A 25,717-nucleotide genomic window follows, 5' to 3' on the forward strand; every position below is an offset into this window, starting at 1 on the left:
TTTGTGGTCAGCGGCCGCGGCGGTGGGTGAGCAGGTCGGCCGGGTCGATGCCGACCCCGAGCGCGGTGGCGAAGCCGGCGGCCTGGGCCCCGCGTAGGCGGCGTAGCCGCAGTTTCGATTGGCCGGCGCGCTGCTCAACGTCGGCGACGGCAGCAGGCAGGTTGTCGTCGTGGGTCACGGTGGTGGTGACGTAGAGGGTGAAGCGGCCAACCCCGGCGCCCTGGGCCTCTTCGCGCGCAGACTGGAGAGCGCGGGCTCGGTCGTCGCGCTCGCGTTGGGTTTCGTCGCGGCGGGTGCGTTCGGCCCAGGCGCGGCGGACCTGCCCCGAGGTGACCTCGGCTTCCACCTTCGCCGCGGCCTGATCGGCCGGGTAGGGCTGGTACAGCCACGTGGTGCGGCGGGGGAACGGGCCGGGGGCGAGCAAGGGGGCGAGCACGCCGGAGCCGACGGCCTGCCGCGGTGCCTCCCGCAACGCCCAGGTGACCGACAGGCCGCCCTCGTGACGGTAGTTGTCCCAACGCTCGCGGGCCGCGACCGGCCCGGCCTCGTGCCAGGCGAGGATCGAGTCGCTGTCGGCGAGGCGGGTGATGTCAGGGCGCAGGTGGGGATCGAACGCGGCGCGGATGCGGCCGGTGATCCAGCCGGTGGAGGCGCGGCCGAGGACGGCGACGCCACACGAGGCGAGGCTGTTCTCGATCGCCGGCAAACGGCGCCCGACTTCCACCGCCGCGGCAAGCAGATCAGCGGGGCGTGGAGTGGCACGAGCAGGGTCGAGGCACACCGAGACGCGGGTATCAATGTCCGCGGTCGTGGCCGGGGTGAGATCCACGAGCTCGGCCAGGATCCGCTGCGACAGAGCGGGAGCGGCCGGGTCGAGTTCGCGGGCGACGTGGTCGCGCACCGTGGTGCCACCGGCCGGGGCGGTGTCCACGGTGACGGCGATGTGCCGGATCAGCGGCAGGTAGCCCAGGTCGGCCAGCAAGGCGCCCCACGCGGCGACCCAGGTGTCGGCGCGATCGGGGTCGGCGAGGTCGAGGCCGATGGGGGAGCAGCGCAGGACCGCGGTCAGCGTGCCGGTGCGGCGGTGCCACAGCAGGGCGTGCCGCCCGCCGCGGCCGTCATCGACATCGAGGGGGCGAAGCGGCGCCAGCACACCGGGGAGGTCCGCCGCTCGGGGATGCTCGGTCAGCACCCCCGCGGACAGCTCCGTCCACCCAGCCACCCGCGCCCGGTGAAAGCGCACGCAGCGCAGCACCAGGTCGGTGGCGCTGACGCCGCCGACGCGCACGACCACCGCTGCAATGACTAGGGCAGAGGCGCCGAGGAGCGGGATGGTCGCGGACGGGACGGCAGAAACCGCCAGCAGCGGGGCGAGGACGGCGCCAAAAAGCACGATTGTCGAAGTTGTGGACAGCGATCCGATGCCCCAGCCGCGTTCGGCGCGCCAGTTCCCGAACAGGCGCGGCCCATTGTCGAGGCTTCGAGAGTTGTTGATGCTCATTCGCGGTCTCCCGCATCGGGCTTGCCGAGCATCTGGCCGGCGGCGCCTTGAGCGGCCTTCGTCGCCGCGATGCCCGCGGCAGCTGCCGCGCCACCGAAGGCTGCACCGGCCGAGCCTGCACCAGCGGCAGCGCCGGGGCCCACCTGTCCGCTGCTGAAAGCGGCACCGCTCGGAGCTGCCTGACCGCCGAAGGTTGCGTAGGAGCCGGGGCCGTTGGCCTCCATCGTGGCGGCTCGTCCGACTGCCCCGCTTGCTCCGTGGCCCTGGGTCATGGCGATCGCGCCGGCGGCGCCGAGGAACCCGGAGCCGTTGCCGGCGCCGCCGCTGATCTGGGTGCCGGACCAGGCGAAGAACTTCAGCAGTACCGGCATCGCGATCACCGCGAGTAGCAGCACCATGAGTCCGGTGATCATCGTCGCGGTGCTGCCGCCCTCAGCCGCGCTCGGGGAGGACAGGTAAGAGAAGCCGATGTAGTAGATGAACGCGGCCGCGGGTTTGTAGGCGACCATTGCGATCAGCCACACGATCAGTTTGTCCAGCCAGCCCCGGGTGGAGCGGGTCAAGGACCCCGACGCGGCCAGGGGCAGCATCGCCGCCAGCACCAGCAGCCCGGCCTGGCGCATCGCCATGAGCACCCACTGCACGAGTGAGAGCACCGCGGCGATCAACGAGACGAGCAGCACCAGGAACGTGGCGTCGCCATCGGTGAGGACTTGCTGCATGAGCAGGGCGAAGTTGTTCGCGGCACCGTCGAGCAGCTGACTGGCCAGAGCGTCGCCGGCGCGCAGCGCGCTCTGCAAGATCACCAACCCGAGCGCTGAAACGACCGCGTAGCGGATGAGCCCGGTCGCCACCATGATCAATGGCTCGCCCTTACGGGAAAGTATGAGCCGGATCGACTGCACCAGCACCGAAGCGACCAGGATGATCAGAATCAGGTCCCGGGTGGCGCCCTGCGCGGCAACAACGGCGGGATCGCGGGGGTCGACGCTGTCGGTCTCCACCCACCACGTCGCGGTGGTCACCACGAGTTCGGCTGCGCCGCGCGCGACCTCGGCGATCATGCTCTGCAGTACCGATCCGAACGCCTGGCCGGCTTGGCAACCCAGGTCGAAGGTTCCGCACCCGTCTGCGGGTTGCATGGGGGCGTTCACGGTGTCGGTCCGAGCAGGCGGTAGCCGGTGGTGTCGGGGTGGACGCTGGGGCGGGGGAGTGGCACGCGCAGCTGCCAGTCCTGTCCGGACCAGCGCATCGTCGCGTCGACACGAGAGAGACCGCCCCGGGCACGGGCCTGCGGGGTGTCGGCCAGCAACGACAGCACCACGAACTCGCCGCGGGCGTCGCCGGCGATGACGCGGTAGTACATCGCCGTCGCGCTGACAGTCTCTTGCGGCGGGGCGTCAGGGCGGGGGAGGGCGGTGAACAGGCGCTCACGGGCGCGCGCCATGTCGCCCCAGCACTGCTCGTCGAGCGTCGCTGAAGCGACGTCCGTTCCTGCGGCGGGTGCCGTGCGGGCTCCGATGTGGGTCGCCGCGAGCCCGGCGCCCAGCTCGTCGTGGCTGAATCCGATCGCGCGGCCGTTGAGCTCCTGGAAAGGGCCGTGCCGCAGCGATGAGGCTGCGAGGCCGCCGGGCACTGCCACGAGCACGACACGATCTGTTGCGTGGTGTTCCGGGCCCGGGGTCGTGGAGCAACCGACCGCAGCGGCCAGCACCACCGTCGCGGCGACGGCGGGTTGCAGGAGGCGCTTGGTCATATCTGGAACGCCCCCACCAGCAGCGCAGCCACCGATGCCAGCGCGAGCCCGCCGATCACCCACGCCGACCCGACGAGGCCCTCGTAGGCGGTGGCCGAGCGGTTGCGGCGGCCGATGATGAGCATCAGGGCGCAGATGAAGATCCCGAGGACCCCGGCGACGATCACGCCCCACTTGAGCCACCCGAGCAGCTCACCCGCGAGCTCGTCGAGACCCGGCGGAGCAGCAGGCGGTGGGTTGGGAACAGCGGCTCTGAGCACGATCATGATGTCCTTCCTCGAGTGGGGACTGCGGCCCGCCCGGCCGTAGCCGCCGGGCGGGCCGTGGCCGGGGAGCGGTGCTCCAGGCCGGCGCACAGGTCGTTCAGGGCGGCGGCGTAGCGCCGTAATGAGCGGGGCATCTCCGTCCGGGGGACGGTGAGCAAGCCGCGTACCTCGTCCAGCGGGGTGGCGAGGTCACGCCAGCGCCGGACGAACGGCAGCACGACAACTGCTGCGTGCGGCTCCAGGAGGCGCAGTCGGGCGGTCACCGGGCGGCTCGGTCCTGACGCGTCCGCGGCGGTGACCGCCAGAACTGGCTTGCTCCCAGTCGCTGCGGTCACAAGCTGTGCCGCGCGGCCAGCTCGGATCAAGGAGTCACCAGTGGCCCGGCAGACCAGTACACCGACCGGACGTCCGACGAACAGGCCCCCGTCTACGGCGCCGATGGCCGTGGCGACCGTCGTGGTCCCGACACCACCTGCGACACCGGCAACGGACAGTCGACCCCGTCGCGCACCTCCTCGATGGCCTCGCATAGTCGACGCCTTCGTCGGCCCTGCAACTGCGATCACCGACCCACCTCCCTCCGTGTCGGGGGAAGCGTCCGGTCCGGGTGCGGCTGGGACGTGTTCGTCGGCACGGCGGCCTCGTGGTCGCGCGATGACCACGCCGCACGCCACGAGGAAGCAACACGCGGCACCACGCTCGGCTGATGTGATCAATCGCCGGTACGTGGTGCCCGGACCGTCCGGACGCGAGGAGCGTCGGTGGCAGAAGGCCGAGAACCTGTGTTGCCCGGTCTGTCGTCGCGCGGTCCGGGTGCAGCGGCCGGGCTATTGGCGGATGGCCGACGGGCCCGTGCCCGCGTGGTCACACACTGACGGCCGCGCACTGTGCCGAATTAGGACCGACGACGGCATGAAAGTCGCCGAGCCGGTACCGCGGCATGCCGCGCGCTCCAAGCCGAGGCGCAACGGTCCACAGGGGCCTGCAGCTGACCCCTCCTGAGCGGCGGCCCCAGTACTACTCAACGCGGTACCAGGGTTCTGGTCGACCGCGGGGTCGCTTTCGCCGGCTGGCTACGCCACGATGTCAATGCTCTCAGCAGAGAGCTCACGGCGACGTGGACCTTTGCCCATCGCGGCCCCCTTGTCAGGGGCGCGATCACGCGCGAGGAGCGGCGTAGAAAGCCCAACGGCCTCAAGCAGGCCTTCGCGGAGTTGCTGCGGAGGCGGCGCCGCGTTGTGTAGTCGCGTATCCACCGGCGACCGGTCCGCGAGACCATTGATGCCCTCGGTCGCACGGGTGGGGCGAACGGGCCCGCGCGGAGTTGCACCGTGCGGGTAATCGGTCCTCGCCCGGATCGGTGAGCCGACCGCGAAGCTGACCTGGGGTTTGGGTTCGGAGGTTGTGCCAGCGCACGTAGGCAGAGATGGCGTCGTTCTGCTCGGTGTGGCTGCAGCGATCGGTCTCGTTCAGGGCGAGTTGCGCAGCGCGGTGAAATCGAACCTTGCCTCATTGGGGCCGACGTTCCGGGCAATTGACTCATGATCGATACTGTCCGCGAGCAGCTGGTCGTGGTGGGTGTGGGGAATAGACGTAGCGCTCGAATCGGGCATGGCAGTGCGCCAGCGGGCGGCGCGGGGACAGGGGAGCAGGGGATGGCAAACATCGAGCCGGTGAGCAGCGCCGGAGCCATCCTCGCCCTCGGCCCGGCGCTCATCGCTGTCGGCGGCATCGTGGTGAACAACTGGCTAGGCTCGCGCGGCCAGCGCGAGCGCGCCAACCAAGACGCCCTGCGGGAGGCCGCCGGCGCCTACGTCAGCGCGGTGGACGTGTTCCTCGACCACGCCCGGGAGCTGCGCGCGGTCCTGGAGTCCGGCGCGGCCGGCCGCGAGCGCCGGGAGAAGCAGCACGTGGCGTACCTGGAGGCTTGGACTCAGCTGCGCGCCCGGCTGCCGGTGGTGCGCATCTCCGGCAGCGAGAGCATCGCGTGGGCAGCCGACCAGCTCCGATACACCGTGGGGAACTACGCGGACGCCCTCGATTCCTGGTACGCCCGCGCGACCGAGTCGGACAGCGCGCAGGCGCCCTCGAGGTTGGCTCATACCTCCGAGGCAGTGGTCAACGCGGTGGAGGAGTTCGAGCGCGCGGTCCGCCGAATCGTTGGGTTCACCGCCTCTTCCTCATCGGCACCCTGGGGCCGGGCGGTCCGGCGCCTGACCCGCCGCCAAGCGCGATCGGCATGAACCACGACCCTTGCGGCCCTTGCCATTGCAACAAGAGCTTGAACCTTGCCTCCCGAGCTGCGCGCACCGTGTGATGCCGTCGCACTGATCGGCTTCGACTCGTTATACATGTCGATTAGTCCCGAAACTTGAATCGGCAATCGAGGTATCGGATCCGGCCCGCGCAGCCAGTACTCACGAAGCTCGCTGTGGTGGGCGCAGCCTTAGGATCTGGCTTCTCGCGCTGTCCCGTCAGGTTCGACGGCTGAACCACGTCGGCGCCCTGGTGGCCTACCTGTCCGGCCGGATCGGCTCCAACTAGTCTCCTGAGTCAGGAATCCTGTTCAAATAACTGGCGAGGCGTTCGAGGATCTCGTTCGCAGTCCGGGTCCAGACGTAAGGCTTCGGGTCGGTGTTCCACGTGGCGATCCAGGCGCGGATGTCGGCTTCCAAGGCTTGGACAGAGGTGAGGTTCCCCCGGTAGCCCGGAGACCGACGATCATGGCCGTAGGCCGTGAGGGGAGTCTCTGTGGCAGCACCGAAGAAGTACCCCGACGTGCTGCGTGAACGCGCCGTGCGTCTCTACCGGGAGACACACCCGCGGCCGGTGATCCGTCGGCTGGCCGAGCAGCTGGGCGTGCATCACGAGGCCTTGCGCAACTGGATTCGCCAGGACGAGGCCAACCGCGGCGAGCGCACCGACCGGCCCACGACCGCGGAGGCCGAGGAGTTGCGCCGACTCCGCAAAGAGAACGCCGAGCTGCGCCGGGCCAACGAAATCCTGAAGGCGGCAAGCGCTTTTTTTGCCCAGGGAATGCACCCGATAAGGAAGAAGTATTGAAAACGGTCGCGCATCTCCGCGACCGGTTCGGGGTCGACCCGATCCGGCGCGTCGTGGGCATCGCGCCATCGACGTACTACGGCTGGCTGGACCGCCACCGACGGCCATCCGAGTCGCAGCAGGCGGACGCGGTGCTGCTCGCCGAGATCGCCGCGATCCACGACCGCTCGGGCGCCACCTACGGCTCGCCGCGGGGGCACGCCACCCCTTCTACGGCGCGGCGTTCGCGTCTCCCGCAAGCGGGTCGAGCGGTTGATGCGGGAGGCCGGATTGCAGGGCGCGTGCGTAAGAGGTGGAGAACCTGCTCGACCAGGCAGAACCCGGCCGCGACAACCGGCGCGGGATCTGGTCGACCGCGACTTCACCGCGCCGGCGCCCAACCGGCTCTGGGTGGCCGATGCGACCCGGATCCCGTGCGCTCAGGGGGTGTTCTGGCTGGCCGCGGTGCGCGATGCGTTCTCCAACCGGATCGTCGGGTGGCGGTGCTCGGACTGCTGCGACACCGACCTCATCCTCGGCGCGCTGGAGTATGCGGTCTGGTCCCGTGGGATCCGCGACGGGCAGGTGGTCCATCACTCGGACAGGGGTTCGAATTACGTCGCTGCGCTTTGGTCAACGCCTCGATGATCACGGCATTCTTGCGTCGATGGGCTCGGTCGGGGACTCCTACGACAATGCGCTGATGGAGAACTTCTTCTCCACATTGAAGACCGAGCTGGTCTACCGAAAATCGTGGCGGACCCGCGACGAGGCGGAGAACGACCGGTTCGCCTACATCGACGGGTGGTACAACACCGAACGCATCCAACACCGGCTGGGCTGGCGCTCACCCGACGAGTACGAAGCCGCCTGGCATGCTGGCCAAAGCGATAACCCGGCAGCTGACGCTGCCGAGCCCGACCCGGCCGCCGCCAGGTAGCCAGCACTCCGGGCCACCGGGGGAAGCTCACTTTGCGGAGCCATGCCTGCCGGTCCGCTGGTTTTGAGAGGTTGACGGCGTTGTGGAGCGTTAAGCGGCGATAGTCGACTGAAACTCCTGGGCGCCCGCGGCAAGGGCCAGCGCGGAGAGGCTGTACCGGGGCGACCTTTTGTCCGCTGGCTACGCCAGCGCGCTGGCCTGCGCGGCGGAGACGCGAGCCGCTTGCCTCCCGTCTCCGCCGCCTCGGATCGCCGCCCCGACACCGCGGTCGAACTGCGGCGGCGGATGGTCGGACGAGCGCAGAAGGACCGGGCACGTTCAGAGGTATCCGGCGTCGGTGTGATGGCCCGGCGCGGGGCTGGCGAAGGGGACGAAGCGGAACTTCACCAGACCGGATCCGGAGACGAGATCGTCTCTGGTGCCGGTAGGCGGGCGGTATCCGCAGAATCGCTGCCGGGTACCTCGTCTCGGCTGTCCTCATGGCTGGTGGTGATCGCTATAGGGGTCAGGGTGATGTCGAGCTGGGTGAGCAGCGGGGTCAGCTCGGTGGGAGCGTCCCCCGGGGTGCTCGGAGGTCTGGATCAGGGTGCGGGTGACACGGTGACTCCCTAGTTCTCCCGGGTGCCGTTGCCGGTCGAGACCGGCACCACCACATCGAGTAGCCAACGCGACGGCTTCCCACTCGGTGCCGGGGCCTGGTGGGCGCCGATTCCGGTCACTTGATCGGTGCGCACCCGCCCGTCCGCGGCGGTCTGCAGCCACACGTTCGTCAGGCCCATCGCGACCTCCCCGCGCTCAACCATCCAACTCCGACTACGGCAATACTAGGCTTGCGAACATGGAAACCTCTACCTATGATTGCAGATACCTGGAGCGGTACCGGGTCATCCCTCGGGCCGCAACAGAGCATCGCCGCCTTGTCGTCGATCATGAAGGGAGTGGCCTGCGATGCTGATGCGCACCGACCCGTTCCGTGAGCTGGACCGGCTGACCCAGCAGGTGTTCGGCACCAACGCCCCGGGCACCTGGTCGCGGCCCACCGCGATGCTGATGGACGCCTACCGGACCGGGGACGAGTTCGTGGTCGCGTTCGACCTGCCCGGCGTGTCTCCGGACGCGATCGAACTCGACGTCGAACGCAACGTGCTGACCGTCAAGGCCGAGCGGCGGCCGGTCGCGACCGGCGAGCACGTGGAGATGCAGGTCGCCGAGCGCCCACTGGGGGTGTTCTCCCGGCAGCTGTTCCTCGGCGACACCCTCGACGTCGACCACATTGACGCCAGCTACGACGCCGGGGTGCTGACCCTGCGGATCCCGATCGCGGAGAAGGCCAAGCCCCGCAGGATCGCCATCTCCGACGCCGGCAGCGAGCCCAAGCAGATCAACGCCTCAACCTGAACCCCGACCCCGGGGACGGTGATCGACCGGGGAGGGCAGTGGCTATGAGCGACCACCCCACAGTTGAGCCCGCCGCGACCGTGCGCCTCCGCGCAGACGAGTGGGCGAACGCCGCAGAAATCACCGCGGCGTTCGTCGACCTGATCTGCGCAGACCACGAGCTGCTCCGGGCTGAGTTCAACGCGATCATCGCCGCGAACCTCCCCGACGCCGCCGGTGACCAGCAACGGCTCGCACCGGCCCGCACGGTCACGACCGTGACCGGACCGCTACCACCGCACCGCCGTCGCGCCCTGGCGGCCGCCCACTCCAGGCGGGACAGCTGCGACCGGCCGCAGAACCTCCGCGCCCGCCAACGCGGCCCGCCTGTCCGGGCACCCCACCGGTCCGACAGCGTCGATCCGAGACAAGCAGAGGAGGTGGTGGGTCTATCCATCGACACGAGGCGTGACAACGAGTGCAATCAGTTGGCACGTCCAGCAAGCGATGAGGCCCCGCCCGGCTCTGCCCCGGAGCGGGGCCATCGCGCAGATGAGGAATCGAACCACCGGCGGCGCGTCCACGAACAGACGCCCAGCGTTCTACGCTCACCGCTTGACAGGACCTACAGTGCAGACGATACTTTTCGTCCAGTAGGAAACGAGCTCGAACGCCACAGGGACGGCGACCGGTCGAGACAGACGGGAGGGTGATCATCAGGACAACCCCCGAACATCTGGATCTTCCGTAAACACCTTGTCAATGCGGGGCCCGGCTCAACGGCCGGGCCCCGTTTCGCGTCACCCGGCGGGTATCGCCACTCGGCAGGTCAGGAAGGGAAACGAGGCGCCCGATGGGTGTAAGCCGACTCGACGACGAGGACTACCCCGCCGTCACCATGGGCCAGGCCGCGGAGCTACTACACGTGCAGCCTGCGTTCCTGCGCAGCCTCGACGCCGCGGGCATTCTCGAACCGCACCGCTCCAGCGGCGGACATCGCCGCTACTCGCGCCGCCAACTCGAACTCGCCGCCCGGATGCGCGCGCTGTTCGATGAAGGAATGACTCTCGACGCCGCCGTACGGATCGTGGGCCTGCAAGACGAACTCGACGCCGCACACGCCCGCATCAACGAACTCGAAGCCAACGCTGGCGAAGATTCGAAGCAGCCAACGGCCAGGAACAAGCCGCAGCGCCGACGGTAGGACGTCAACGAGATACACGCCGTCCTGCCCGCCCGACCGAGGCGCGCTGGTCCGAGATCCAGCACCCCTGGGGGCCGGTACTGCTTCATCTCGTCGGTCCACGAACCTCCGCGCTTGGGGCTGACTGTGAGGATCGTTGGACCGGTTCGGTCATGCCGAGCTGGTGATGGCAGCAGCGGATGTGACCGGCGCAGCTGGCCTGATCAGGAGCATGACCGCCAGGTTGCGCTGGCGTGTCCCGTCACAGTCTGCCGAACTCCGCACCGGACCCGTCCAGTCCGGAACCGCGAGATGGAGGTTTTTCACAGCAGGCCCTCGCTGTCGATTTGCTGGCCTAAAGACGCCTGAGCCCGGATCCGCGGCCCAGCTTTGAGGTGGATCTTCGCTGCTTGTGATCTTGGCGATCCCCTGTCGGTAGGTCTGAAGGCGGGCGTGATCGGTCGGTCTGTCCGGCTTTCGGGTCAGCGGTGGTTCAACATCGCATGGGCAGCGCGGTGATGGCGGTCAGCGTGGTGAGGAAGGCTGTCTGCCAGGGCCAGCTGCGGGGCAGGCGTAGGTGCTGGCGTCGGGCGGAGCGCACCAGCCGGCCGGGGACGGTGAATAGCCTGCGCCGCAGCCGCAGGGTGGTCATGGTGGCGCGGGCCAGTTCGGCGCCGGCGAGCGCGCCGATGGCGCGAGCGAGGTTATGGCCATGACCGCCAGGCTGGTCCAGGCCGCGTTGGCGAAGAACCGGCCCGAAGGGGCGTGGGCCCAGCCGGCGGATTTGAGCTCGGCGATGGACTGCTCGACCACGGCGTGGCGGCGGTGATCGGCCCCCAGTTCGAGCGTCTTGCCGTCGCGGTCGGTGACGAAGACGTGGTAGTCCCAGTCGGTGAACAACGTTAGCTGGGAACCGGGGGCGGGGCGGACCCGGCGCACGATCAGCCGCACCTCGATCGCGTCCCTGGGGTGGGCGAAACAGGTGTAGCTGGTCTCGGCGACATCGGCCGCGGAGACTTCCGGAGTGGGCAGCGCGAGGTCTGGGTCTGGACGTCGTCTCGGGCGAGGACGGGGCGGGCTGGTTGGCGTTCCTGCGCTCGCTGGTGGCGCGTGGGCTGTCGGGGGTGGCGCTGGTTGTTTCCGATGCTCATGCCGGGTTGGTCGAGGCCATCGGCGCCACCCTCGGCGGGGCGAGCTGGCAACGATCATCCGCACCCATTACGCCCGCAACCTGGCCACCGGGGTCCCGAAGTCGGCGCAGCCCTGGGTTCTCACGCTGCTGCGCACGGTGTTCGACCAGCCCGATGCGGCGCAGGTGCACGCGCAGTTCGACCGGGTCGTTGAGGGCTTGGAAGCGAAGTTTCCCGTCGCAGCACAGCATCTCGACGCCGCGAGGGCGGACCAGTTGGCGTTCACCTCGTTCCCGCGGGAGCTGTGGCGCCAGATCTGGTCGAACAACCCGCAAGAGCGGTTGAACAAGGAGATCCGCCGGTGCACCGACGTGGTCGGGATCTTCCCGGACCGGGCCGCGGTGATCCGGCTGGTCGGGGCGGTGCTCGCCGAGCAGACCGAATCACTAGGGCCGGGAGGTCGGGGGCGCCATGAGCCACGCGTCTAGGTCGCGAAACGCGCTCCGCAATCGTCCACCGCCAGCGACACGCTCCAGATCGACCTATGCGCCGCCGGTGTGATGCGTTCGACGCGCCACTCGAGCAAATTCACCATCGTCAGCGTCTGTTGGCCGGCCGATAAACAACTGCGCGACGCGGTCTGTGAGTTCGCCCTCGACTCCCGACTGTCCAATGCCTGGGTGGCCGACCTCTATCGACGCGCAGGCGGACCCGAGCATCCGCACTCCGTGCGGCATCGGTGCTGGCCAGATCGTCGGTGGTCGGCCCCGCTACGGCGGTTGAGAAGGCAGGAACATCAGCCGGTCTGTGCCGGAGGTTTTGCTCACAGGAATGTCGGGCACGTTCAACCGATCGCACTACACGCCCTGCGCGCGTTGACCATGAAATGTTCACCTCGTCGTGCTCTCCGTTCGGGGGCGAGGGCAGGGACCTGCCCATCGGGCCGCGCTTGGCCTGCTCGACGGGTGAGTCGGCCCGTGGCGTGCAGAGACCGGCCGATGAGGCCGACCAGGCCCGGAAGGGGGCGGCGATGGCATCGCAGAAGGCGCTCGACACGCCGATCCGATGGGAGGCCGAAGACAGCCGGGCGCGGAACGTGCTCGTCGGGCTGCTGGCCGATCCCGGCCTTCCTGCCGAGATCGCGGAGCAGGTCGCCAGGGAGTTGCCGGACCTGCTGGCCGACCAGCCCCGGGCCGGGATGCGCTACACGTTCGTCGTGGTCTCGGAGACGCTGCGGCGTCGCGGGGACGGCCACGGGGAACGGCTGATCGACGTGGTCGCCAAGCGGCGCGCGCAGGAGGGCTGGGACTTGGCGATCTGCCTGACCGACCTGCCGGTGCACGAGGACGGCCGTCCCCTCGTGGCGGAGCTGAGCGGGGAGGCGGGAGCTGCATTGCTCGTCGTTCCCGCGTTGAAGGTGCTGAACCCGGCGGAGCAGGCCGGGGACATCATCGCCGGGCTGATCCTCGAGTGGGCGTCTGGAGATGACGCCGACGATCGCCTTCAGCGACTCGAGCAACGGGTGACCAGCCTGCGTCGGATCGAGCCCGCCGACGATGACATCGACCTGCGGTTGACCAAGTCGGGCGGGCAGCAGCGAATGCTGGTCGGGATGGTGCGGGTGAACCGCCCGTGGCGACTGGTGCTCGGTTTGCGCGGTGCGCTCGCCGCGGCGCTGGCCACCGCTGCGTTCGGGCTGGTGTCCAGCCCTGTCTGGCAGGTCAGCGCGGCCATGAGTACGATCCGGCTGTGGATCGCCACGGCGGTCTCCCTTGCCGCGATCATCGGCTGGCTGATCCTGAATCACGGACTGTGGCAGCACCCGGGTACCAACGACCAGCGGGAACGCCATCGAATCCGTCTCTACAACGCAGCGACGTTGTTGACTCTTGCGATCGGCGTAATGGTGTCATACGTGGTGCTGCTCGTCGGAAATTTCCTGACCGGCTGGTTCGTGGTGGTCCCGGAGGTGTTCTCCCACGCGATCGGACGGCCGGTGAGCTTCGCCGACTACTTCCGGCTCGCCTGGCTGGTCTCCTCGCTGGCCACCATCGGCGGTGCTCTCGGATCCGGCCTGGAATCGACCGACACAGTCCGCAGCGCAACCTGGGGCACCCGATACCGCAAGCACCGCAATGACCATTAGGATACTTTGTTGGGTCCGTGCTGCCGCAGATCCGGTTCGTCGCGTGATCTCTGTCTGGTCGGGACTACGGACGATGGAGCAGGTCAGGCCGCGGCTGGAGGCGTTCACGGCCGTATCTGCGCGGGTCGATGGCGCAAGTGCAAGTCGATGCAGCCGATGGCGGCCCGGTTGGGTGTGGATCACCAGCAGCTTCAGCAGTTCGTCAGAAGCGGTTTCGTTCACCTCCGCTCCGGGTTATGCGTCTGACCAGCGCCCCAACGACGTGTGTCGCCCATGAGGGGGAAAGCACTGATCCAGGCCAGCGGCGGATGGCACGTGAGCGCGAATTCCTGGCGCAAACGCCTTCAACCCGGCGCCAACGCTGTTACGTCGTCACCGACGCGTTCTTTGACCTGGCTGATGCGATCATCACCGTCCGTCCGTGCCCTCATCCGACGAGTGCGGACCACTCACCGTTGGGACCCCCCCGGCGCCGCCCATGAAGATCACCCGAGTTGCGAGGCCTCTTAAGCAGGACGGGCTCGGCGCGCGGTTCGCCTGGGACGCGCGTCCTCGACCGGATCGGGTGGGTCATCGCCGGCGGCGAGTCCGGGCCTGGCGCACGCGTTCCTCCTCGACAGCGGCGGTGAAGGAATCGGTTGCGACCCGTCCTGGCGGGTGCGAGCGGTTCTTGTCATGAGCTCTCCTCCGACGGCTTCGCGTACGACGACGGTCGGCCCTGCTGCTTCCACGCATGGTGCCGGTGGCACGACGAACACCGCGGCCATGAGTCGGCCCGGGAGGACAGGGCCGGCCGGGGTCCCTGGTGGTCGACCCGCGGTGACGAGACCGCCTGACCCAGTTGGCTGGGCCAGGCCGGTGCTCGGGTGGCCGCTCTCCGCGAACGTGGAGCAGACCACCGACATGGGGGAGGGCCCGGTGCAGGACGTATGACGGGCGAGGCCTGGGACCGCGATCTCGGCCGGCCCATCGCCTACACGGCGCTGGCCGATGGAACCCCGGTCTACAAGCCCGACGGCGAACGGGTCGGGGTCGTGGACCACGTGCTCGCGGACGAGCCCCACGACATCTTCCACGGGATCGTCGTGCACACCCTCCCGCTCCCGGGGCGGCACCTCTACGCCGACGCGGATCAGATCGCCGCACTCCACGAGCGCGGTGTCGTGCTCTCGGTCGGGCGGGAAGCCCTGCGCGAACCCCGCGAGCCGGAGCGCCCCCGGGTGCGCTTCGACGGATCCGTCGTGGAGAGCCCGCTCGAGGCCCGGCTGCGCCGCGCCTGGGACTGGCTCACGAACCGCTGACCGAGAGGGGGCACCGATGGATACCGAACGGTTCACCGAGCTCGTCGCCGGGCTCGCCGGCACCGACCGTGAGGGCGCCGAACGCGCCACAGAGGCCGTGCTGAGCACGCTGGCCGAGCACCTCAGCCGGGGCGAGGCCGCCGACGTGCTAGAACGGCTCCCGGCGGAGCTGCAGCCTTACCTGCACACTCCGGGGCCTGCCCAGCGGTTCGGCGTCGCGGAGTTCGTGCGCCGGGTGGCCGACCGAGAGGGAGTCGACCCGTCCACCGCAGAACGGCACGCGGCCGCGGTGCTCATCGTGCTCCGCCAGGGGATCGGTGACGACGAGTTCGCCGACCTCACTGCGCAGTTGCCCCGCGAGTACGGCCCGCTGCTGTCGGGCCGTTCCGCGATGGATCCCGCCGACGCGTTCCTGGCCCGGGTCGCCCAGCGCGCCGGCACGAGAGTCGAGCAGGCGGGCCGCCTCACGTCCGCGGTGCTGGAGACACTCGCCCAGCGGATCGCGCCAGGTGATGCGGCCGACCTCGCTGCCCAGCTGCCGGTGGCCCTGCAGGAACCCCTTCGCCGCGGTGCTGAGACTCCGGATCACCGGATGCGCATGACGGACTTCGTGATCCGGGTGGCCGAGCGTGCCGAGCTCGACCTGGAGGACGCGGTACGGGGAATCCCTGCCGTGGTCGCCGTGCTCCGCGACGACGTGGGCGACGAGTTCTTCGACGTGACGGTCCAACTGCCCGCGGAGTACCGGACGCTGTTCGAGCGCCCCGGGACGCGGGCCCGGCGCTGACCGACGAGGTCGCGCACGAGCGGCGCGGATGACACCATGGGCCGGGTACGGCCGTGGTGTTCCGCCGGGTGCGGGGTGCGCCTGTCGGTACTCGGCCGGCTGTGCTGTGGGTGAGCCGCGGGGCCAACGGGCTGGTGGTCCTGGCAGGTCGGCTCGTGCCGCCCCATTTCACGCCCCCGGGACGAGGCTTGGGGAACGGCCCTTCTTAACAATCGCATCTGCGCCGTGGCGCGGGGCTGCAACGGCCGGGATGGCAATGTTGGTGGGCGGCCCGGCGAGGCGTCGGTGGGCGGACCCCGGCGAGATGTGGATCTCGTCCAGATGCGGGCCTAACCAGGAACCGGTGCGCAGGCAGACTGCAGATTAGCCCCCGGTGAGCGAGCAGCGAGTGGAGGAGCACACCGATGTCATTGTTGAGGTTCGATCCGTTCGCGGGTTTCGATCGGCTGACGCAACAGATGATGGGGGAGAGGCAGGGACCTCGGTCCATTCCGATGTCGGCCGTCCGCAGGGGCGATCAGGTGGTCGCCTATTTCGATCTGCCGGGGGTCAGCGCCGAGGACGTGGACATCACCATTGAACGCAACATCGTCACGATCCGCGCGGAACGGCGTCCTGCCCGCCAGGAGGACGACGAGGTGATCGTCGATGAGCGCGCCTACGGGATCTTCACCCGGCAGGTGTTCCTCGGCGACAGCATGGAACTGAACAAGATGACCGCCGACTACGCTCGCGGCGAGCTGTGCCTCACCATCCCGGTCTCCGAGAAGGCCAAGCCTAGGCGGATCGAGGTCCAGACCAGTGACCAGGAACCGCGGCAGGTCACGGCAAGCGCCACCGAAGGTGGCGCACGCTAGACGAGGTGAGAGGAGCACGTGGCGGGGCTCGTCGAGGGCGCTGGGCCCTTGCCGCTGCTGCGACGCACGCGCGGTTGTCGGGTCGGTGATGACGCTGGGCTGCTCGACCAGCCGAGAGCCCGCTACCCGAGTGCATGTCCCGGTCTCCGGTCGCACTCGCCCGGCCCTGATCGAGTAATGGCGCTAAGCAGAACCCAGGTTGCACACGACACCGCGGAACGGGGGCAGCTCATGCGCGAACGCCACTCCGGCGACTGCTGCAATCTCGGGTTCACCACTTACACCGGCATGGTGACCGCGGCGGCCGCGCTGGGGTGGTCAGGCGCAGCGCAAGTCGGTGCGCCCTGCGCTGTCGGGCAGCGTCGAAGAGCTGTTTCACCAGGTCGGGCAGAAGGAGTTCATGCTCTCCTTTCCGAAGTCGACGCGAGCGGCCGAGGTGCTCCACTCGGCCCGTCTGGAGCGCGCCATCGGAGCCATCTACCGCCCGGAGACGGAGCACCAGAGCCACTACTTCCGCGCCCGGCTCGCCGACCAGTTCGACGAACCTACCCCTTCGCGGTCTGATGCCTACACGACCAGCCAACGTAGCCCGCACCGCGCGAGCCGCAAGATCACTTTCTCGGTCTTCGCCGCTGCCCATCGCCGGGAGGACACCATGAGCGTCCCGCGCGCAATCCATCAGAGCCTGGTTCCGGTCGCCGGTGTCCTACTCGAAGCCGACCTCGGGGTGCCCCGAGAGTCCACGCGCGGAGCGGTGCTGTTCGCCCATGGCAGCGGCAGTGGTCGGCACAGCTCGCGGAACCGCTATGTCGCCGACGAGCTCAACCGGGCCAGCTTGGTCACGGTGCTGGCCGACCTGCTCCCCCGGGAGGAGGAGCAGTTCAACTTGCGAACAACGGCGTTGCGGTTCGACATCGACCTGCTCGCCCGCCGGGTCACGGGGCTGACCGACTGGGTGGCGGATAGCCCCACCGCCGGCCTCGGTACCGGCCTGTTCGGAGCCAGCACCGGCGCCGCGGCCGCGCTCATCGCCGCCGCGAACCGGCCGAACACCGTGCAGGCCGTCGTTTCCCGCGGCGGACGCCTCGACCTTGCCGACGCACACCTTCCGAAGGCGGGGCAACGCACCTTGCTGATCGTCGTGGAACGCCACCCAGTCGTGATCGACCTCAATCGCAAGGTCGCGCAGAAAGTGGGCGGCGAGATCCGTCTCGAGATCATTCCGAGCGCGACGCACCTGTTCGAGGAACCCGGAACGCTAGAACAGGTAGCTCACCTGGCTCGAGACCGGTTCCTCCGCCCCCTCCGGGCGCTCCCACACGGTGAGAACGATGGCTGATGCGACCCGGAATCCGGTTCCACGAGCAATCAGAGCAGATCTCGGCGTGCGTCTCGCCCGAGCCGCACCACCACACGGGGATGGAAAGGTCATGACAGTCAAATTGAACCAGAGGGCGTATGACCACGCGCGCGATCTGATCGTGGCGGGCAAGTACGTCATCGACGACCGTGACGCATGGAGCGAGCACCAGCCATCCACACGGCAGGAAAACGACTTCATTCAACAGCGCGGCATCGGCGAGTACGCCAAGTGGCACCTCGGGATCGACGGCCAAGAAGACGAAGACAAGAAAGGCCGCTACAAGTTCCCCTACGGCGACTTCGAGAAGGTCCACCGCTGCGGACTGCTGGCCGCGGAGTCACGGGCCGGGCAACGCAACTACTACGACGTCGAGCTCGCGGTTGCCCACCTGCACGGCATGCTCGAGGCACTTCGCCGGACCGCGTAGACGCAGATGCAGGCCCGGACGGCATCCGATATGGCTGTCGGGGCCTACCCGCGGCAGCCACATGATCAAAACGGCGAACGTATGTGGTTAATGAAATACAGCCTGCTATGAGGACTTCAATGGAGTGGAGCGCGCCGCCGACCGGGTACCTCGACGTCTGCAGCCGACCCCTCGGAGGAGGACATGATGGGCCGAGGCGGCAAGAATCCAGCGGACGACGACGCGGCCGGCCCGACGACGTCCGCCGTCGGCCGCTCCAGTACCTGGGGGGCGCGCGGTGGCGGCCGCCTGGACGTGTTCGAGCACATCGACGACATGCGGGTGATCGACGACGCCGACGACGACCCGGTGCTCATCGGTCCGGACGGCGAGCCGGTCGAGACGTGGCGGGAGGGTTACCCGTACGACGAGCGGATGTCCCGGGCCACCTACGACAGGTTCAAGCGGCCCCTGCAGATCGAGCTGCTCAAGCTGCAGTACTGGGCGAAGGACACCGGGCAGAAGATCGTCATCCTGTTCGAGGGCCGCGACGCCGCGGGCAAGGGCAGCACGATCAAGCGGTTCATGGAGCATCTGAACCCGCGCGGGGCTCGGGTCGTGGCGCTGGCCAAACCCTCCGAACGCGAGGCGACGCAGTGGTACTTCCAGCGCTACATCGCCCACCTCCCCGCGGGCGGGGAGATCGTTCTGTTCGACCGCAGCTGGTACAACCGCGCAGGCGTCGAACGGGTCATGGGCTTCACCGATCCGCGGGACTACATGGAGTTCCTGCGCGAGGTGCCCGAGCTGGAGCGCATGCTCGTCCGCAGCCACGTCCATTTGATCAAGCTCTGGTTCTCGGTGTCGCGCGGCGAGCAGCGGACCCGGTTCATCATCCGCCAGATCGACCCCGTCCGGCAGTGGAAGCTCAGCCCGACCGACCTCGCCTCGCTCGACAGATGGGACGAGTACACCGAGGCGAAGGAGGCGATGCTCTTCTACACCGACACCGCGGACGCGCCTTGGACCGTGATCAAGGGCAACGACAAGAAGCGCGCCCGGCTCGAGGCCATGCGCTACGTGCTGAGCCAGTTCGACTACCCGGAGAAGGACGCCGAGGTTGTGGGGAGGCCGGACCTGCGCATCGTGGGGTCCGCGATGGCTCTGTTCGAGGCCGACGAGCGGCCCCACCGGTTCCCACCGCTGACGCTGGGTCACGACCAGCATTGATCCCCTGAGGAGGCCCTCCGGCCGCGGAGAGGCGGCGCGGAGGGCCTTCGTCGTGCGGCCCCTTCGTCGTGCTGCGGGTCAGCTCGCCGACATCTGCGGCTTGAGGACGACCTTCGTCCAGCCGTTCTCGCGAGCGTCGAAGGCCTTGTACGCTTCCGCGGCGCGTTCGAGTGGCAACTCGTGGGACACGATCCAGGATGGCGTGCACTTGTTCTCGTGGATGAGGCTGCGCAGGTTGCGGTTGTACCGCTTCACCGGGCACTGGCCGGCCCCCTGCGTTTGGCCCTTGAACCAGTGCAGCCCGAAGTCGAACGGGACCTTGCCCTGCTTCTCGAACTCGTCCGGGGCCTTCGGGTCCTGCGGAACGTAGACGCCGACCGTGCCGATCCGGCCGGTGAACTTCACCGAGCGGACAAGCTTGTCGAGCGTATCGTTGTTGTGTTCCTGGCCCATTGGATCGTGCGCCTGGTAGCCGACGCATTCGCACCCGCAGTCGGCTCCCCATCCGTTCGTCTGGTCCAGCACGAACTGGACGGGGTCGACCTTGGAGTCGTCGATCGGAGTGGCGCCGATCTCCTCAGCGAGCCGGAGCCGGTCGGGATGCCGGTCCACGATCCACACCCGCGATGCGCTCTTCAGGGTGGCCGAGAGCGCGGCCATCAGCCCGACGGGGCCGGCGCCGTAGATCACCACGGTGTCGCCGGGGTAGAGCCCGGCCATCTCGGTCGAGTGCCAGCCGGTCGGGAAGATGTCGGACAGCATCACGTAGTCGTTCTGCCGGTCGCGGGCGTCCTCGGGAAGCCGCAGGGCGTCGAAGTCAGCCCACGGCACGCGCAGGTACTCGGCCTGTCCGCCCTGCCAGGGGCCCATGTCGGCGAACCCGTACGCGGCCCCGGCGACGCCGGGGGTGTTGGCGGTCAGGCAGTAGTTGGTCAGCTGGCGCTCGCAGTTGCGGCAGTGCCCACAGCTCACGTTGAAGGGCGCGGAGACCATGTCGCCGATCTTGATCTTCTCCACGGCGTCGCCGACCTCGACGACCTCGCCGAGGTTCTCGTGGCCGAACACCCGCCCCGGTTCGAAGCTGGTCCGGCCCTCGTACATGTGCAGGTCCGAACCGCAGATGTTCGTGCTCGTGATGCGCACGATCGCGTCGGTCGGTTTCTCGATCCTCGGGTCCGGCACCTGCTCCACTCGGACGTCTCGCGGGCCGCGGTACACGACTGCCTTCATTCTGGATTTCCGTCCTTCCGGGTCACGTCACGGCGTGATCGGCTCACATTGCGGTTGAGGCGATGGTGCGCATTACGGAAGGGTTGGCGCATCGGCCCGAGAGGACGAAGCCCGGGACCGCAACCTGCCCGCGTGGGCGGGTCGACGCGAAGCGTATCCGTGCGGTTGATCAGCGTATTCGCCGTCAGGCCCGCAGCGAACGTGCGGAACCGGACGTTGATCGTGCCGCCCCGCGATCGATCCGCTAGTGCGTTTGACCACCTACGTTCGCGTGTTTGATCATGCGACGCCTGCTCACGCACCAGAACGGTGTGGTTGGGTGGTTCGAGGCGCCCATGAGGAAGGTGCGCGACGATCCGAACTGCGCCTCGATCGGTTGGCCCAGGAAGCGTTGGTCGGGGTGAAGCACAATTCGACCTTGTTGCGGGCCGCCCACGCCCGGATCGCAGGATTCTCGTTCGCCGACAGGTTGTCCATGATCACGTAGAAGGGGCGCCGTCCGGTCGAGCACCTCGGGTGGACTTGAGCACGGCGAAGCTGGGGTCGCCGCCCTTGCGGCGCCGGACGACACCCCACAGCTGGTCATCTCCGAGGCTGCAACTGCCGTGGAAGCAGCGGATCCCGTGCGTGCGGGTATAGGTCGCCGGCAGCCGGGTCGGGCGCGACTCGGGCGCCCAGGTGCTGCCGTGACACGGCCGGATCGAGAGCGGCCCGAACTCGTCGAACGCGAAACAGTGGTGCGGAACCGGCTGGTCACCTCCTCGATCCGGTCCAGCTTGGTGTCCTTGTCCGGGTCGGTGGACTCCTTCCAGGTTCAGGTCCGCTGGAACGACACCCGGTGCTCGCCCGGCAGCTGACGCAGCCGTTCACGACCGATCCGACCGGTCGGTCCGGGTTCTCGGCCGGATATGCAGCGAGCTTGCGTGAACGGGTACGGGCGGTGGCGACGACGAACTCGATGTCGTCATCGCTGATCAGGCGGGCACGGCCTCCCGCCCGCCGAGGCGTCCAGCGCAGCCAACCCCCGCTCGTTGAACGCGTGGATCACATCCCGGACGGTGTCTTCGTCTGCGGCCACCAGCCGGGCGATCGCCCGAACCGGGGTGCCCGACGACGATGCCAAGATGATCATCGCTCGGGCGGACTCGGATCGAGCCGCGCTTGCCCCGGCGCACGATCTGGGTCAGCCGCTGGCTCTCCTCATCGGTGAGCCTGCGCGCTCTGAACGGTTCTGCCGTCCAGGCCCCCAACCCTCCGTCCCGCCCTGACGTCGGGACCGAGGGCGATATCAATACGACTCCACACCGGGCACGCGGGCCCGCGTGCCGCTAACCCGGTGAACGTTCGTGGTCAACACATTAGATGAGGAGCCCTACCTGTCCGCGGTCGTCCTGGTGAAGCGGATCGTGGAGGCATCAGAGGGCTTGAGGTACCACTGGCGCGGGCGGCTCGGTCGCGGCCGAGCCGTGGCGGCGGCCTCCGCCTGCCGGTACCGCCGGTGACCGTGGATTCGCCCCGCCAGGCCCATGTTCTGATCGCCCGCAGGGCGCAGATTGGGGGTGAGCGGACGCGTGCCCGCGTCCGCGGAAAGGAGCGTTCCATGCGCACGAACACCAGCCCGGACACTCGGACCTCCGGGCGGTCGCCCGACGGCGACCCGCCGGTGGCCGGCGCGAGCCAGCCCCGGCTGCACCAGCACGGCCCCGAGATCCAACCGTTCCTGACGTTGCGGCAGCTGCCTCTCGCCCTGTCGTTCGAGACCCGAGCGCAGAGCGTGCAGCTGCTCAACCGGATCCTGGCCGACTCGCAGATTCTGCATAGCCACTACAAGAAGTACCACTGGTTGATGCGCGGCCCGACCTTCTACCAGCTACATCTGCTGACCGACAAGCATGCCGCCGAGCAGGCGACGCTGGTCGACGAGCTGGCCGAGCGGATCCAGACCCTCGGCGGAGTGTCCGTGGGCGACCCGCGGCACGCCGCGGAGATCACGGAGTTGCCTCGGCCGTCGGACGGCGCGCAGGCGGTCCCGTCCATGCTGTCTCAGCTACTGGAGGACCACGAGATCATCATCGCGGTGCTGCGTGACGCGATCCAGAAGACCGAGCAGAACGGCGATGCCGGCACGAACGACCTGCTCACCGGCACCGTTCTGCGCTGCCATGAGATGCAGGTCTGGTTCCTCGCCGAGCATCTCGTGGAGACCCCACTGGCGACCGAGGAGTGAGGAACCGCCACAGTCTCCACGATCTTGAGCCCCGGCGAAGCACTAGAGCTGGCGTTCTGTGTCCAGCACACGATCGCATCATCGGCGAGGCGGAGCCAAGCCCGGGCGGCTCGCTGAGCGAGGACATCCGCTGATCTTGAGCTGGGTCCCTCGGTTTGCAGGGGACGGGTCACGTCAGGACTTGCGGACGACCTTGGTAGGTGATTTGTCGGGCGTAGGCCGCGCCAGGTGGGATGTCGCAGTCGCCGAAGCGGGTCCGTTCGGTGAAGGCGCCTCGCCGACCAGCTCTGGGGTGGCCCAGTGGGCGCCCTCGGCGTCGCTGGTCCTCGGGTGGTCTGGAGGGGACGACCCGGTCGCCGTCGGCTCGACGCACCGGAACGTCGAATCGGGTACCTCGCCCGATGGCATCCACGCCAATTTGACGGGCGACCGCGCCGGAACCGCGGAACGCGCCCCGCAGCAGCCCCTGCACCCGGGTCGCAAATCCGACCCGTCGTGTCAAGCCTCTTCCGCCGAGTTGGTAGGGCCAGGCCGGTGCCCGTCCCCAGGTCGTGGGCCGAATCTTGAGATACCACCGCGTGCCAGGAGGACCTGTGCAGAACGAGGAGTTCATCAACGCCGTAGGGCGACGCGCCGGGCTGCCGCGCGATGAGGCCGAGGCTTTGACCCACGCCACCCTGCGGGTGCTGGCAGAACGAATCAGCGGCGGCGAAGCCGAGGACCTCAAGGCTCAGATGCCGAAAGAGCTTCAGCCGGATCTCATCCCGCCGCAGGAGGAGGCACAACGCTTCGGCGCCGACGAGTTCGCGCGACGCGTCGCGCGACGGACCGGCATCAGCGAGGCGGACGCCGGCGCGGGCGTGATCGCCGTGCTCGCCACGATCCGTGACGCGGTCGACCCCGGCGAGTTCGACGACGTCCTGGCCCAGCTGGGCCGGGAGTTCGCCGAGCTCGTGGACGCGGCGACCTAGGGCCTGTCCTCAAAGCGGGTGTGGCCGTTCTGATTTGATCTTGGGCTTGTGGTGCGCAGGCACGAGCTCACTGATGAGCAGTGGCAGGTGATCGAGCCGTTGTTGCCGGTCTCGGGGGCGAGGGGTCGGCCGCGGGTGGATGACCGGCGGGTGATCAATGGGATGTTGTTCAAGGCCAAGACTGGGGTGGCGTGGCGGGATGTGCCCGAGCGGTACGGGCCGTGGAAGACCGTCTACAACCGGTTCTGGCGCTGGTCACGCAACGGCACCCTCACCGCGCTGGTGGTGCGGGTGCGGGTGATCGCCGAGGCGGTCGACGAGCTCGACCGTGAGGTCTCGGTGGACTCCAGCATCGTGCGCGCCCATCAGCATGCCGCCGGCGCCCGCAAGGCCATCACCACGCCGTCGTCCCCAGGGGGTGGACGGGTCCTGCCGCGGACACGGCGAGCCAGATGATCATGCTATCGGGCGGTCCCGGGGCGGACCCTCCACCAAGATCCATCTCGCCTGCGACGGCCACGGCCGCCCGTTGTCGGTGGTGTTGACCGGCGGCAACGTCAACGACACCACCCAGTTCGAGCAGGTCCTAGCCGGTGTCGAGTTCCGCCGCCCCGGCCCAGGTCGCCCGGCGACGCGTCCGGTTCGGGTGCTGGCGGACAAGGGCTACTCCAGCCGCGCCAACCGGGCATACCTGCGACGACGTGGGATCCGGGCGACCATCCCCGAGCGGCGTGACCAGCAAGCCCACCGGGCTCGCCGCGGCTCGGCGGGTGGGCGCCCACCCGCGTTCGACAAGGTTGCCTACAAGCGACGCAACGTGGTCGAACGCTGCTTCAACCAGTTCAAGCAGTACCGGGCCATCGCCACCCGCTACGACAAGACCGCCACCTCATACCAGGCCATGATCGACCTCGCGACCCTCCGCATGTGGCTTTGAGGACAGCTCCTAGTCGGCCGGCATCGCCCACGGGCAGCAGAGGGCGCTGAGCGTGGGTTGCGATAACCGTGTTCTCACGGTTGGGCGGCCGCTTATGCCGAGGTGTGCGGCCCACCGGCCAGAAATGCTCGTCACCAGGTGGAGCAACGAGGAGAGGGGATCACCAGATGACCGCCACATACCTCTGCGCGCCCCCGGACATACGTCCGAGGGAACCCAATCTCGAGCCGACAGGGCACCAGGAACCAGAGCCCGGCGTCCCGGAACGACGATCACCCGCGCCTGAGCGCCGGCGCACCAACCAATACGCGCATCTCACCCCGCTGTTCGCCGAGCTCGCCCGGCTGCCCGCAGGGGATCGCCGCAGCGCCGAACTGCGTGAGCAGCTGATCATCGAGCACCTGCCCGTGGCTAAACACATCGCCCAGCGCTACGCCCACCGGCGCGAGCTCCTCCAGGACCTGGAGCAGGTGGCTACGGTCGGCCTGATCCATGCAGTCGACCGCTTCAACCCTGACCTTGGCCACGCGTTCCTGGCCTTCGCGGTTCCGACGATCAACGGCGAGGTCCAGCGCTGGTTCCGCGACCGGCTGTGGGCGGTTCGGGTGCCACGGCGGCTTAAGGAGCTGCACGTCGGCATCACCGCTGCCGTCGCCGTGCTGAGCCAGGAACTCGGTCGGGCCCCGTCGTCCACGGAGATCGCCGACCGCCTCGATGTCCCGGTCACCGATGTCGTCGACGGCCTCCAGGTGAGGAATGCATATCGCTGCATGTCCCTGGACGAGTCGGCTGGCAACGGAGCCAAGACCAGTAGGGCGCCCCGCTTCGCCGCCGCGATGGGCAGCCTCGACCCGGGCGTGGCGCTCGTTGAGAACCGGGAGTCGCTCATCCCGCTGATCGACGCGTTGTCCGAGCGGGAACGGCGGATCGTCCTCATGCGGTTCTTCGGGGACATGACCCAGAGCCAGATCGCACGTGAGGTCGGCGTTTCCCAGATGCACGTGTCGCGCTTGCTGACTGCGACCCTGGCGAGGCTGCGCCGCGCGATGACCGTCGACGCCTGACCT

The 25,717-nt window shown here is 68.7% G+C and carries 27 protein-coding genes and 3 pseudogenes; 20 read left to right on the forward strand and 10 right to left on the reverse strand.

Annotated features, from left to right (window positions below; all coding sequences use genetic code 11):
- Positions 1-7: 7 nt before the first annotated feature.
- Genes ACQPZQ_RS14800 through ACQPZQ_RS14820 form a run of 5 tightly spaced genes read right to left on the reverse strand, consistent with a single transcriptional unit; the run spans position 8 to position 3,786 of the window.
- The gene (locus ACQPZQ_RS14800) at positions 8-1,501 is read right to left on the reverse strand and encodes an SCO6880 family protein (protein WP_433295977.1); all 1,494 of its coding nucleotides are present in this window, start codon (positions 1,499-1,501) and stop codon (positions 8-10) included.
- Positions 1,498-2,643, reverse strand: coding sequence for a hypothetical protein (locus ACQPZQ_RS14805; RefSeq protein ID WP_433295979.1), 1,146 nt, complete (start codon positions 2,641-2,643; stop codon positions 1,498-1,500). Before ACQPZQ_RS14805 ends, ACQPZQ_RS14800 begins: the two co-directional genes overlap by 4 nt.
- Positions 2,644-2,651: 8 nt before the next feature.
- Positions 2,652-3,257, reverse strand: coding sequence for a hypothetical protein (locus tag ACQPZQ_RS14810; RefSeq protein WP_433295981.1), 606 nt, complete (start codon positions 3,255-3,257; stop codon positions 2,652-2,654).
- A complete protein-coding gene (locus ACQPZQ_RS14815; RefSeq protein WP_433295983.1) occupies positions 3,254-3,523 on the reverse strand; it encodes a hypothetical protein in 270 nt (89 codons plus the stop codon). The genes ACQPZQ_RS14810 and ACQPZQ_RS14815 overlap by 4 nt, the downstream gene beginning before the upstream one ends.
- Complete coding sequence (locus ACQPZQ_RS14820; RefSeq protein ID WP_433295985.1) at positions 3,520-3,786, reverse strand: hypothetical protein; 267 nt, start codon at positions 3,784-3,786, stop codon at positions 3,520-3,522. Before ACQPZQ_RS14820 ends, ACQPZQ_RS14815 begins: the two co-directional genes overlap by 4 nt.
- Positions 3,787-5,178: 1,392 nt before the next feature.
- On the opposite strand from ACQPZQ_RS14820, the gene ACQPZQ_RS14825 reads away from it, so the two are divergent.
- Positions 5,179-5,766, forward strand: a complete 588-nt coding sequence (locus tag ACQPZQ_RS14825; protein WP_433295987.1) for a hypothetical protein — start codon at positions 5,179-5,181, stop codon at positions 5,764-5,766.
- Between the two features lie 297 nt (positions 5,767-6,063).
- On the opposite strand, the pseudogene ACQPZQ_RS14830 reads toward ACQPZQ_RS14825, so the two are convergent.
- Positions 6,064-6,225, reverse strand: a pseudogene (locus ACQPZQ_RS14830) (IS630 family transposase); the annotation flags it as partial.
- Positions 6,226-6,274: 49 nt separating this feature from the next.
- On the opposite strand from ACQPZQ_RS14830, the gene ACQPZQ_RS14835 reads away from it, so the two are divergent.
- From ACQPZQ_RS14835 to ACQPZQ_RS14845, 3 genes are read left to right on the forward strand one after another with little or no spacing between them, the layout of a single operon-like run.
- The gene (locus ACQPZQ_RS14835) at positions 6,275-6,586 is read left to right on the forward strand and encodes a transposase (RefSeq protein ID WP_433295989.1); all 312 of its coding nucleotides are present in this window, start codon (positions 6,275-6,277) and stop codon (positions 6,584-6,586) included.
- A gap of 12 nt (positions 6,587-6,598) precedes the next feature.
- Positions 6,599-7,213 (forward strand): DDE-type integrase/transposase/recombinase, encoded by a 615-nt coding sequence (locus tag ACQPZQ_RS14840; protein WP_433299209.1) that lies wholly within the window; start codon positions 6,599-6,601, stop codon positions 7,211-7,213.
- A complete protein-coding gene (locus ACQPZQ_RS14845; RefSeq protein ID WP_433295991.1) occupies positions 7,116-7,505 on the forward strand; it encodes a transposase in 390 nt (129 codons plus the stop codon). The genes ACQPZQ_RS14840 and ACQPZQ_RS14845 overlap by 98 nt, the downstream gene beginning before the upstream one ends.
- 608 nt (positions 7,506-8,113) lie before the next feature.
- On the opposite strand, the gene ACQPZQ_RS14850 is transcribed toward ACQPZQ_RS14845, so the two are convergent.
- A complete protein-coding gene (locus ACQPZQ_RS14850) occupies positions 8,114-8,284 on the reverse strand; it encodes a hypothetical protein (protein ID WP_433295993.1) in 171 nt (56 codons plus the stop codon).
- A 169-nt stretch (positions 8,285-8,453) separates the two neighbouring features.
- Here ACQPZQ_RS14850 and ACQPZQ_RS14855 point away from each other — a divergent pair, with 169 nt between their 5' ends.
- The 3 genes from ACQPZQ_RS14855 to ACQPZQ_RS14865 all read left to right on the forward strand — a co-directional run bounded on the left by ACQPZQ_RS14855 (position 8,454) and on the right by ACQPZQ_RS14865 (position 10,086).
- Positions 8,454-8,903, forward strand: a complete 450-nt coding sequence (locus ACQPZQ_RS14855) for an Hsp20/alpha crystallin family protein (RefSeq protein ID WP_433295995.1) — start codon at positions 8,454-8,456, stop codon at positions 8,901-8,903.
- Positions 8,904-8,947: 44 nt separating this feature from the next.
- Complete coding sequence (locus ACQPZQ_RS14860) at positions 8,948-9,595, forward strand: hypothetical protein (protein WP_433295997.1); 648 nt, start codon at positions 8,948-8,950, stop codon at positions 9,593-9,595.
- 140 nt (positions 9,596-9,735) lie between these two features.
- Positions 9,736-10,086, forward strand: a complete 351-nt coding sequence (locus ACQPZQ_RS14865; protein ID WP_433295999.1) for a helix-turn-helix domain-containing protein — start codon at positions 9,736-9,738, stop codon at positions 10,084-10,086.
- Between the two features lie 627 nt (positions 10,087-10,713).
- Here ACQPZQ_RS14865 and ACQPZQ_RS14870 read toward each other — a convergent pair.
- Entirely contained in the window at positions 10,714-11,016 is a 303-nt protein-coding gene (locus tag ACQPZQ_RS14870) for a hypothetical protein (protein ID WP_433296001.1), read from the reverse strand.
- Between the two features lie 89 nt (positions 11,017-11,105).
- Between ACQPZQ_RS14870 and ACQPZQ_RS14875 the strand changes: the two are divergent.
- The 9 genes and pseudogenes from ACQPZQ_RS14875 to ppk2 form a co-directional block, all read left to right on the forward strand.
- Positions 11,106-11,756 (forward strand): annotated as a pseudogene (locus ACQPZQ_RS14875) (IS256 family transposase); the annotation flags it as partial.
- Between the two features lie 469 nt (positions 11,757-12,225).
- Positions 12,226-13,341 (forward strand): hypothetical protein, encoded by a 1,116-nt coding sequence (locus ACQPZQ_RS14880; RefSeq protein WP_433296003.1) that lies wholly within the window; start codon positions 12,226-12,228, stop codon positions 13,339-13,341.
- Between the two features lie 73 nt (positions 13,342-13,414).
- Positions 13,415-13,545: pseudogene (locus ACQPZQ_RS14885) on the forward strand (IS701 family transposase); the annotation flags it as partial.
- A 725-nt stretch (positions 13,546-14,270) separates the two neighbouring features.
- On the forward strand, positions 14,271-14,642 hold the full coding sequence (locus ACQPZQ_RS14890; protein WP_433296005.1) for a PRC-barrel domain-containing protein: 372 nt from the start codon (positions 14,271-14,273) through the stop codon (positions 14,640-14,642).
- Positions 14,643-14,658: 16 nt separating this feature from the next.
- Positions 14,659-15,429: a DUF2267 domain-containing protein gene (locus ACQPZQ_RS14895; RefSeq protein ID WP_433296007.1), complete on the forward strand. Its 771-nt coding sequence runs from the start codon at positions 14,659-14,661 to the stop codon at positions 15,427-15,429.
- A 521-nt stretch (positions 15,430-15,950) separates the two neighbouring features.
- Positions 15,951-16,286, forward strand: coding sequence for an Hsp20/alpha crystallin family protein (locus tag ACQPZQ_RS14900; protein WP_433296009.1), 336 nt, complete (start codon positions 15,951-15,953; stop codon positions 16,284-16,286).
- Between the two features lie 337 nt (positions 16,287-16,623).
- Positions 16,624-17,625 carry an erythromycin esterase family protein gene (locus tag ACQPZQ_RS14905; RefSeq protein ID WP_433296011.1) on the forward strand — a complete coding sequence of 334 codons (1,002 nt, stop codon included), beginning with the start codon at positions 16,624-16,626 and terminating at the stop codon, positions 17,623-17,625.
- Between the two features lie 91 nt (positions 17,626-17,716).
- Positions 17,717-18,076, forward strand: coding sequence for a hypothetical protein (locus ACQPZQ_RS14910; protein WP_433296013.1), 360 nt, complete (start codon positions 17,717-17,719; stop codon positions 18,074-18,076).
- A gap of 315 nt (positions 18,077-18,391) precedes the next feature.
- On the forward strand, positions 18,392-19,285 hold the full coding sequence (gene ppk2, locus ACQPZQ_RS14915; RefSeq protein ID WP_433299211.1) for a polyphosphate kinase 2: 894 nt from the start codon (positions 18,392-18,394) through the stop codon (positions 19,283-19,285).
- A 78-nt stretch (positions 19,286-19,363) separates the two neighbouring features.
- Here the strand turns inward: ppk2 and ACQPZQ_RS14920 are convergent, their stop codons facing one another.
- A complete protein-coding gene (locus ACQPZQ_RS14920) occupies positions 19,364-20,515 on the reverse strand; it encodes a glutathione-independent formaldehyde dehydrogenase (RefSeq protein ID WP_433296015.1) in 1,152 nt (383 codons plus the stop codon).
- A 964-nt stretch (positions 20,516-21,479) separates the two neighbouring features.
- Positions 21,480-21,647 (reverse strand): helix-turn-helix domain-containing protein, encoded by a 168-nt coding sequence (locus ACQPZQ_RS14925; protein WP_433296017.1) that lies wholly within the window; start codon positions 21,645-21,647, stop codon positions 21,480-21,482.
- 468 nt (positions 21,648-22,115) lie between these two features.
- On the opposite strand from ACQPZQ_RS14925, the gene ACQPZQ_RS14930 reads away from it, so the two are divergent.
- From ACQPZQ_RS14930 to ACQPZQ_RS14945, 4 genes are all read left to right on the forward strand, one after another.
- Positions 22,116-22,742, forward strand: a complete 627-nt coding sequence (locus ACQPZQ_RS14930) for a Dps family protein (protein ID WP_433296019.1) — start codon at positions 22,116-22,118, stop codon at positions 22,740-22,742.
- Positions 22,743-23,335: 593 nt separating this feature from the next.
- The gene (locus tag ACQPZQ_RS14935; RefSeq protein WP_433296021.1) at positions 23,336-23,713 is read left to right on the forward strand and encodes a DUF2267 domain-containing protein; all 378 of its coding nucleotides are present in this window, start codon (positions 23,336-23,338) and stop codon (positions 23,711-23,713) included.
- A 51-nt stretch (positions 23,714-23,764) separates the two neighbouring features.
- Positions 23,765-24,650 (forward strand): IS5 family transposase gene (locus ACQPZQ_RS14940; protein ID WP_433299213.1). Its coding sequence is split into 2 segments (ribosomal slippage): positions 23,765-24,151 and positions 24,153-24,650, totalling 885 coding nucleotides; the frame shifts between segments, so codons are not numbered across the junction.
- Positions 24,651-24,817: 167 nt separating this feature from the next.
- A complete protein-coding gene (locus ACQPZQ_RS14945; protein WP_433296023.1) occupies positions 24,818-25,714 on the forward strand; it encodes a SigB/SigF/SigG family RNA polymerase sigma factor in 897 nt (298 codons plus the stop codon).
- The last annotated feature ends 3 nt before the right edge of the window (positions 25,715-25,717 follow it).

This window comes from Pseudonocardia sp. CA-142604, assembly GCF_050948475.1.
In the GTDB taxonomy this organism is placed as follows: domain Bacteria; phylum Actinomycetota; class Actinomycetes; order Mycobacteriales; family Pseudonocardiaceae; genus Pseudonocardia; species Pseudonocardia alaniniphila.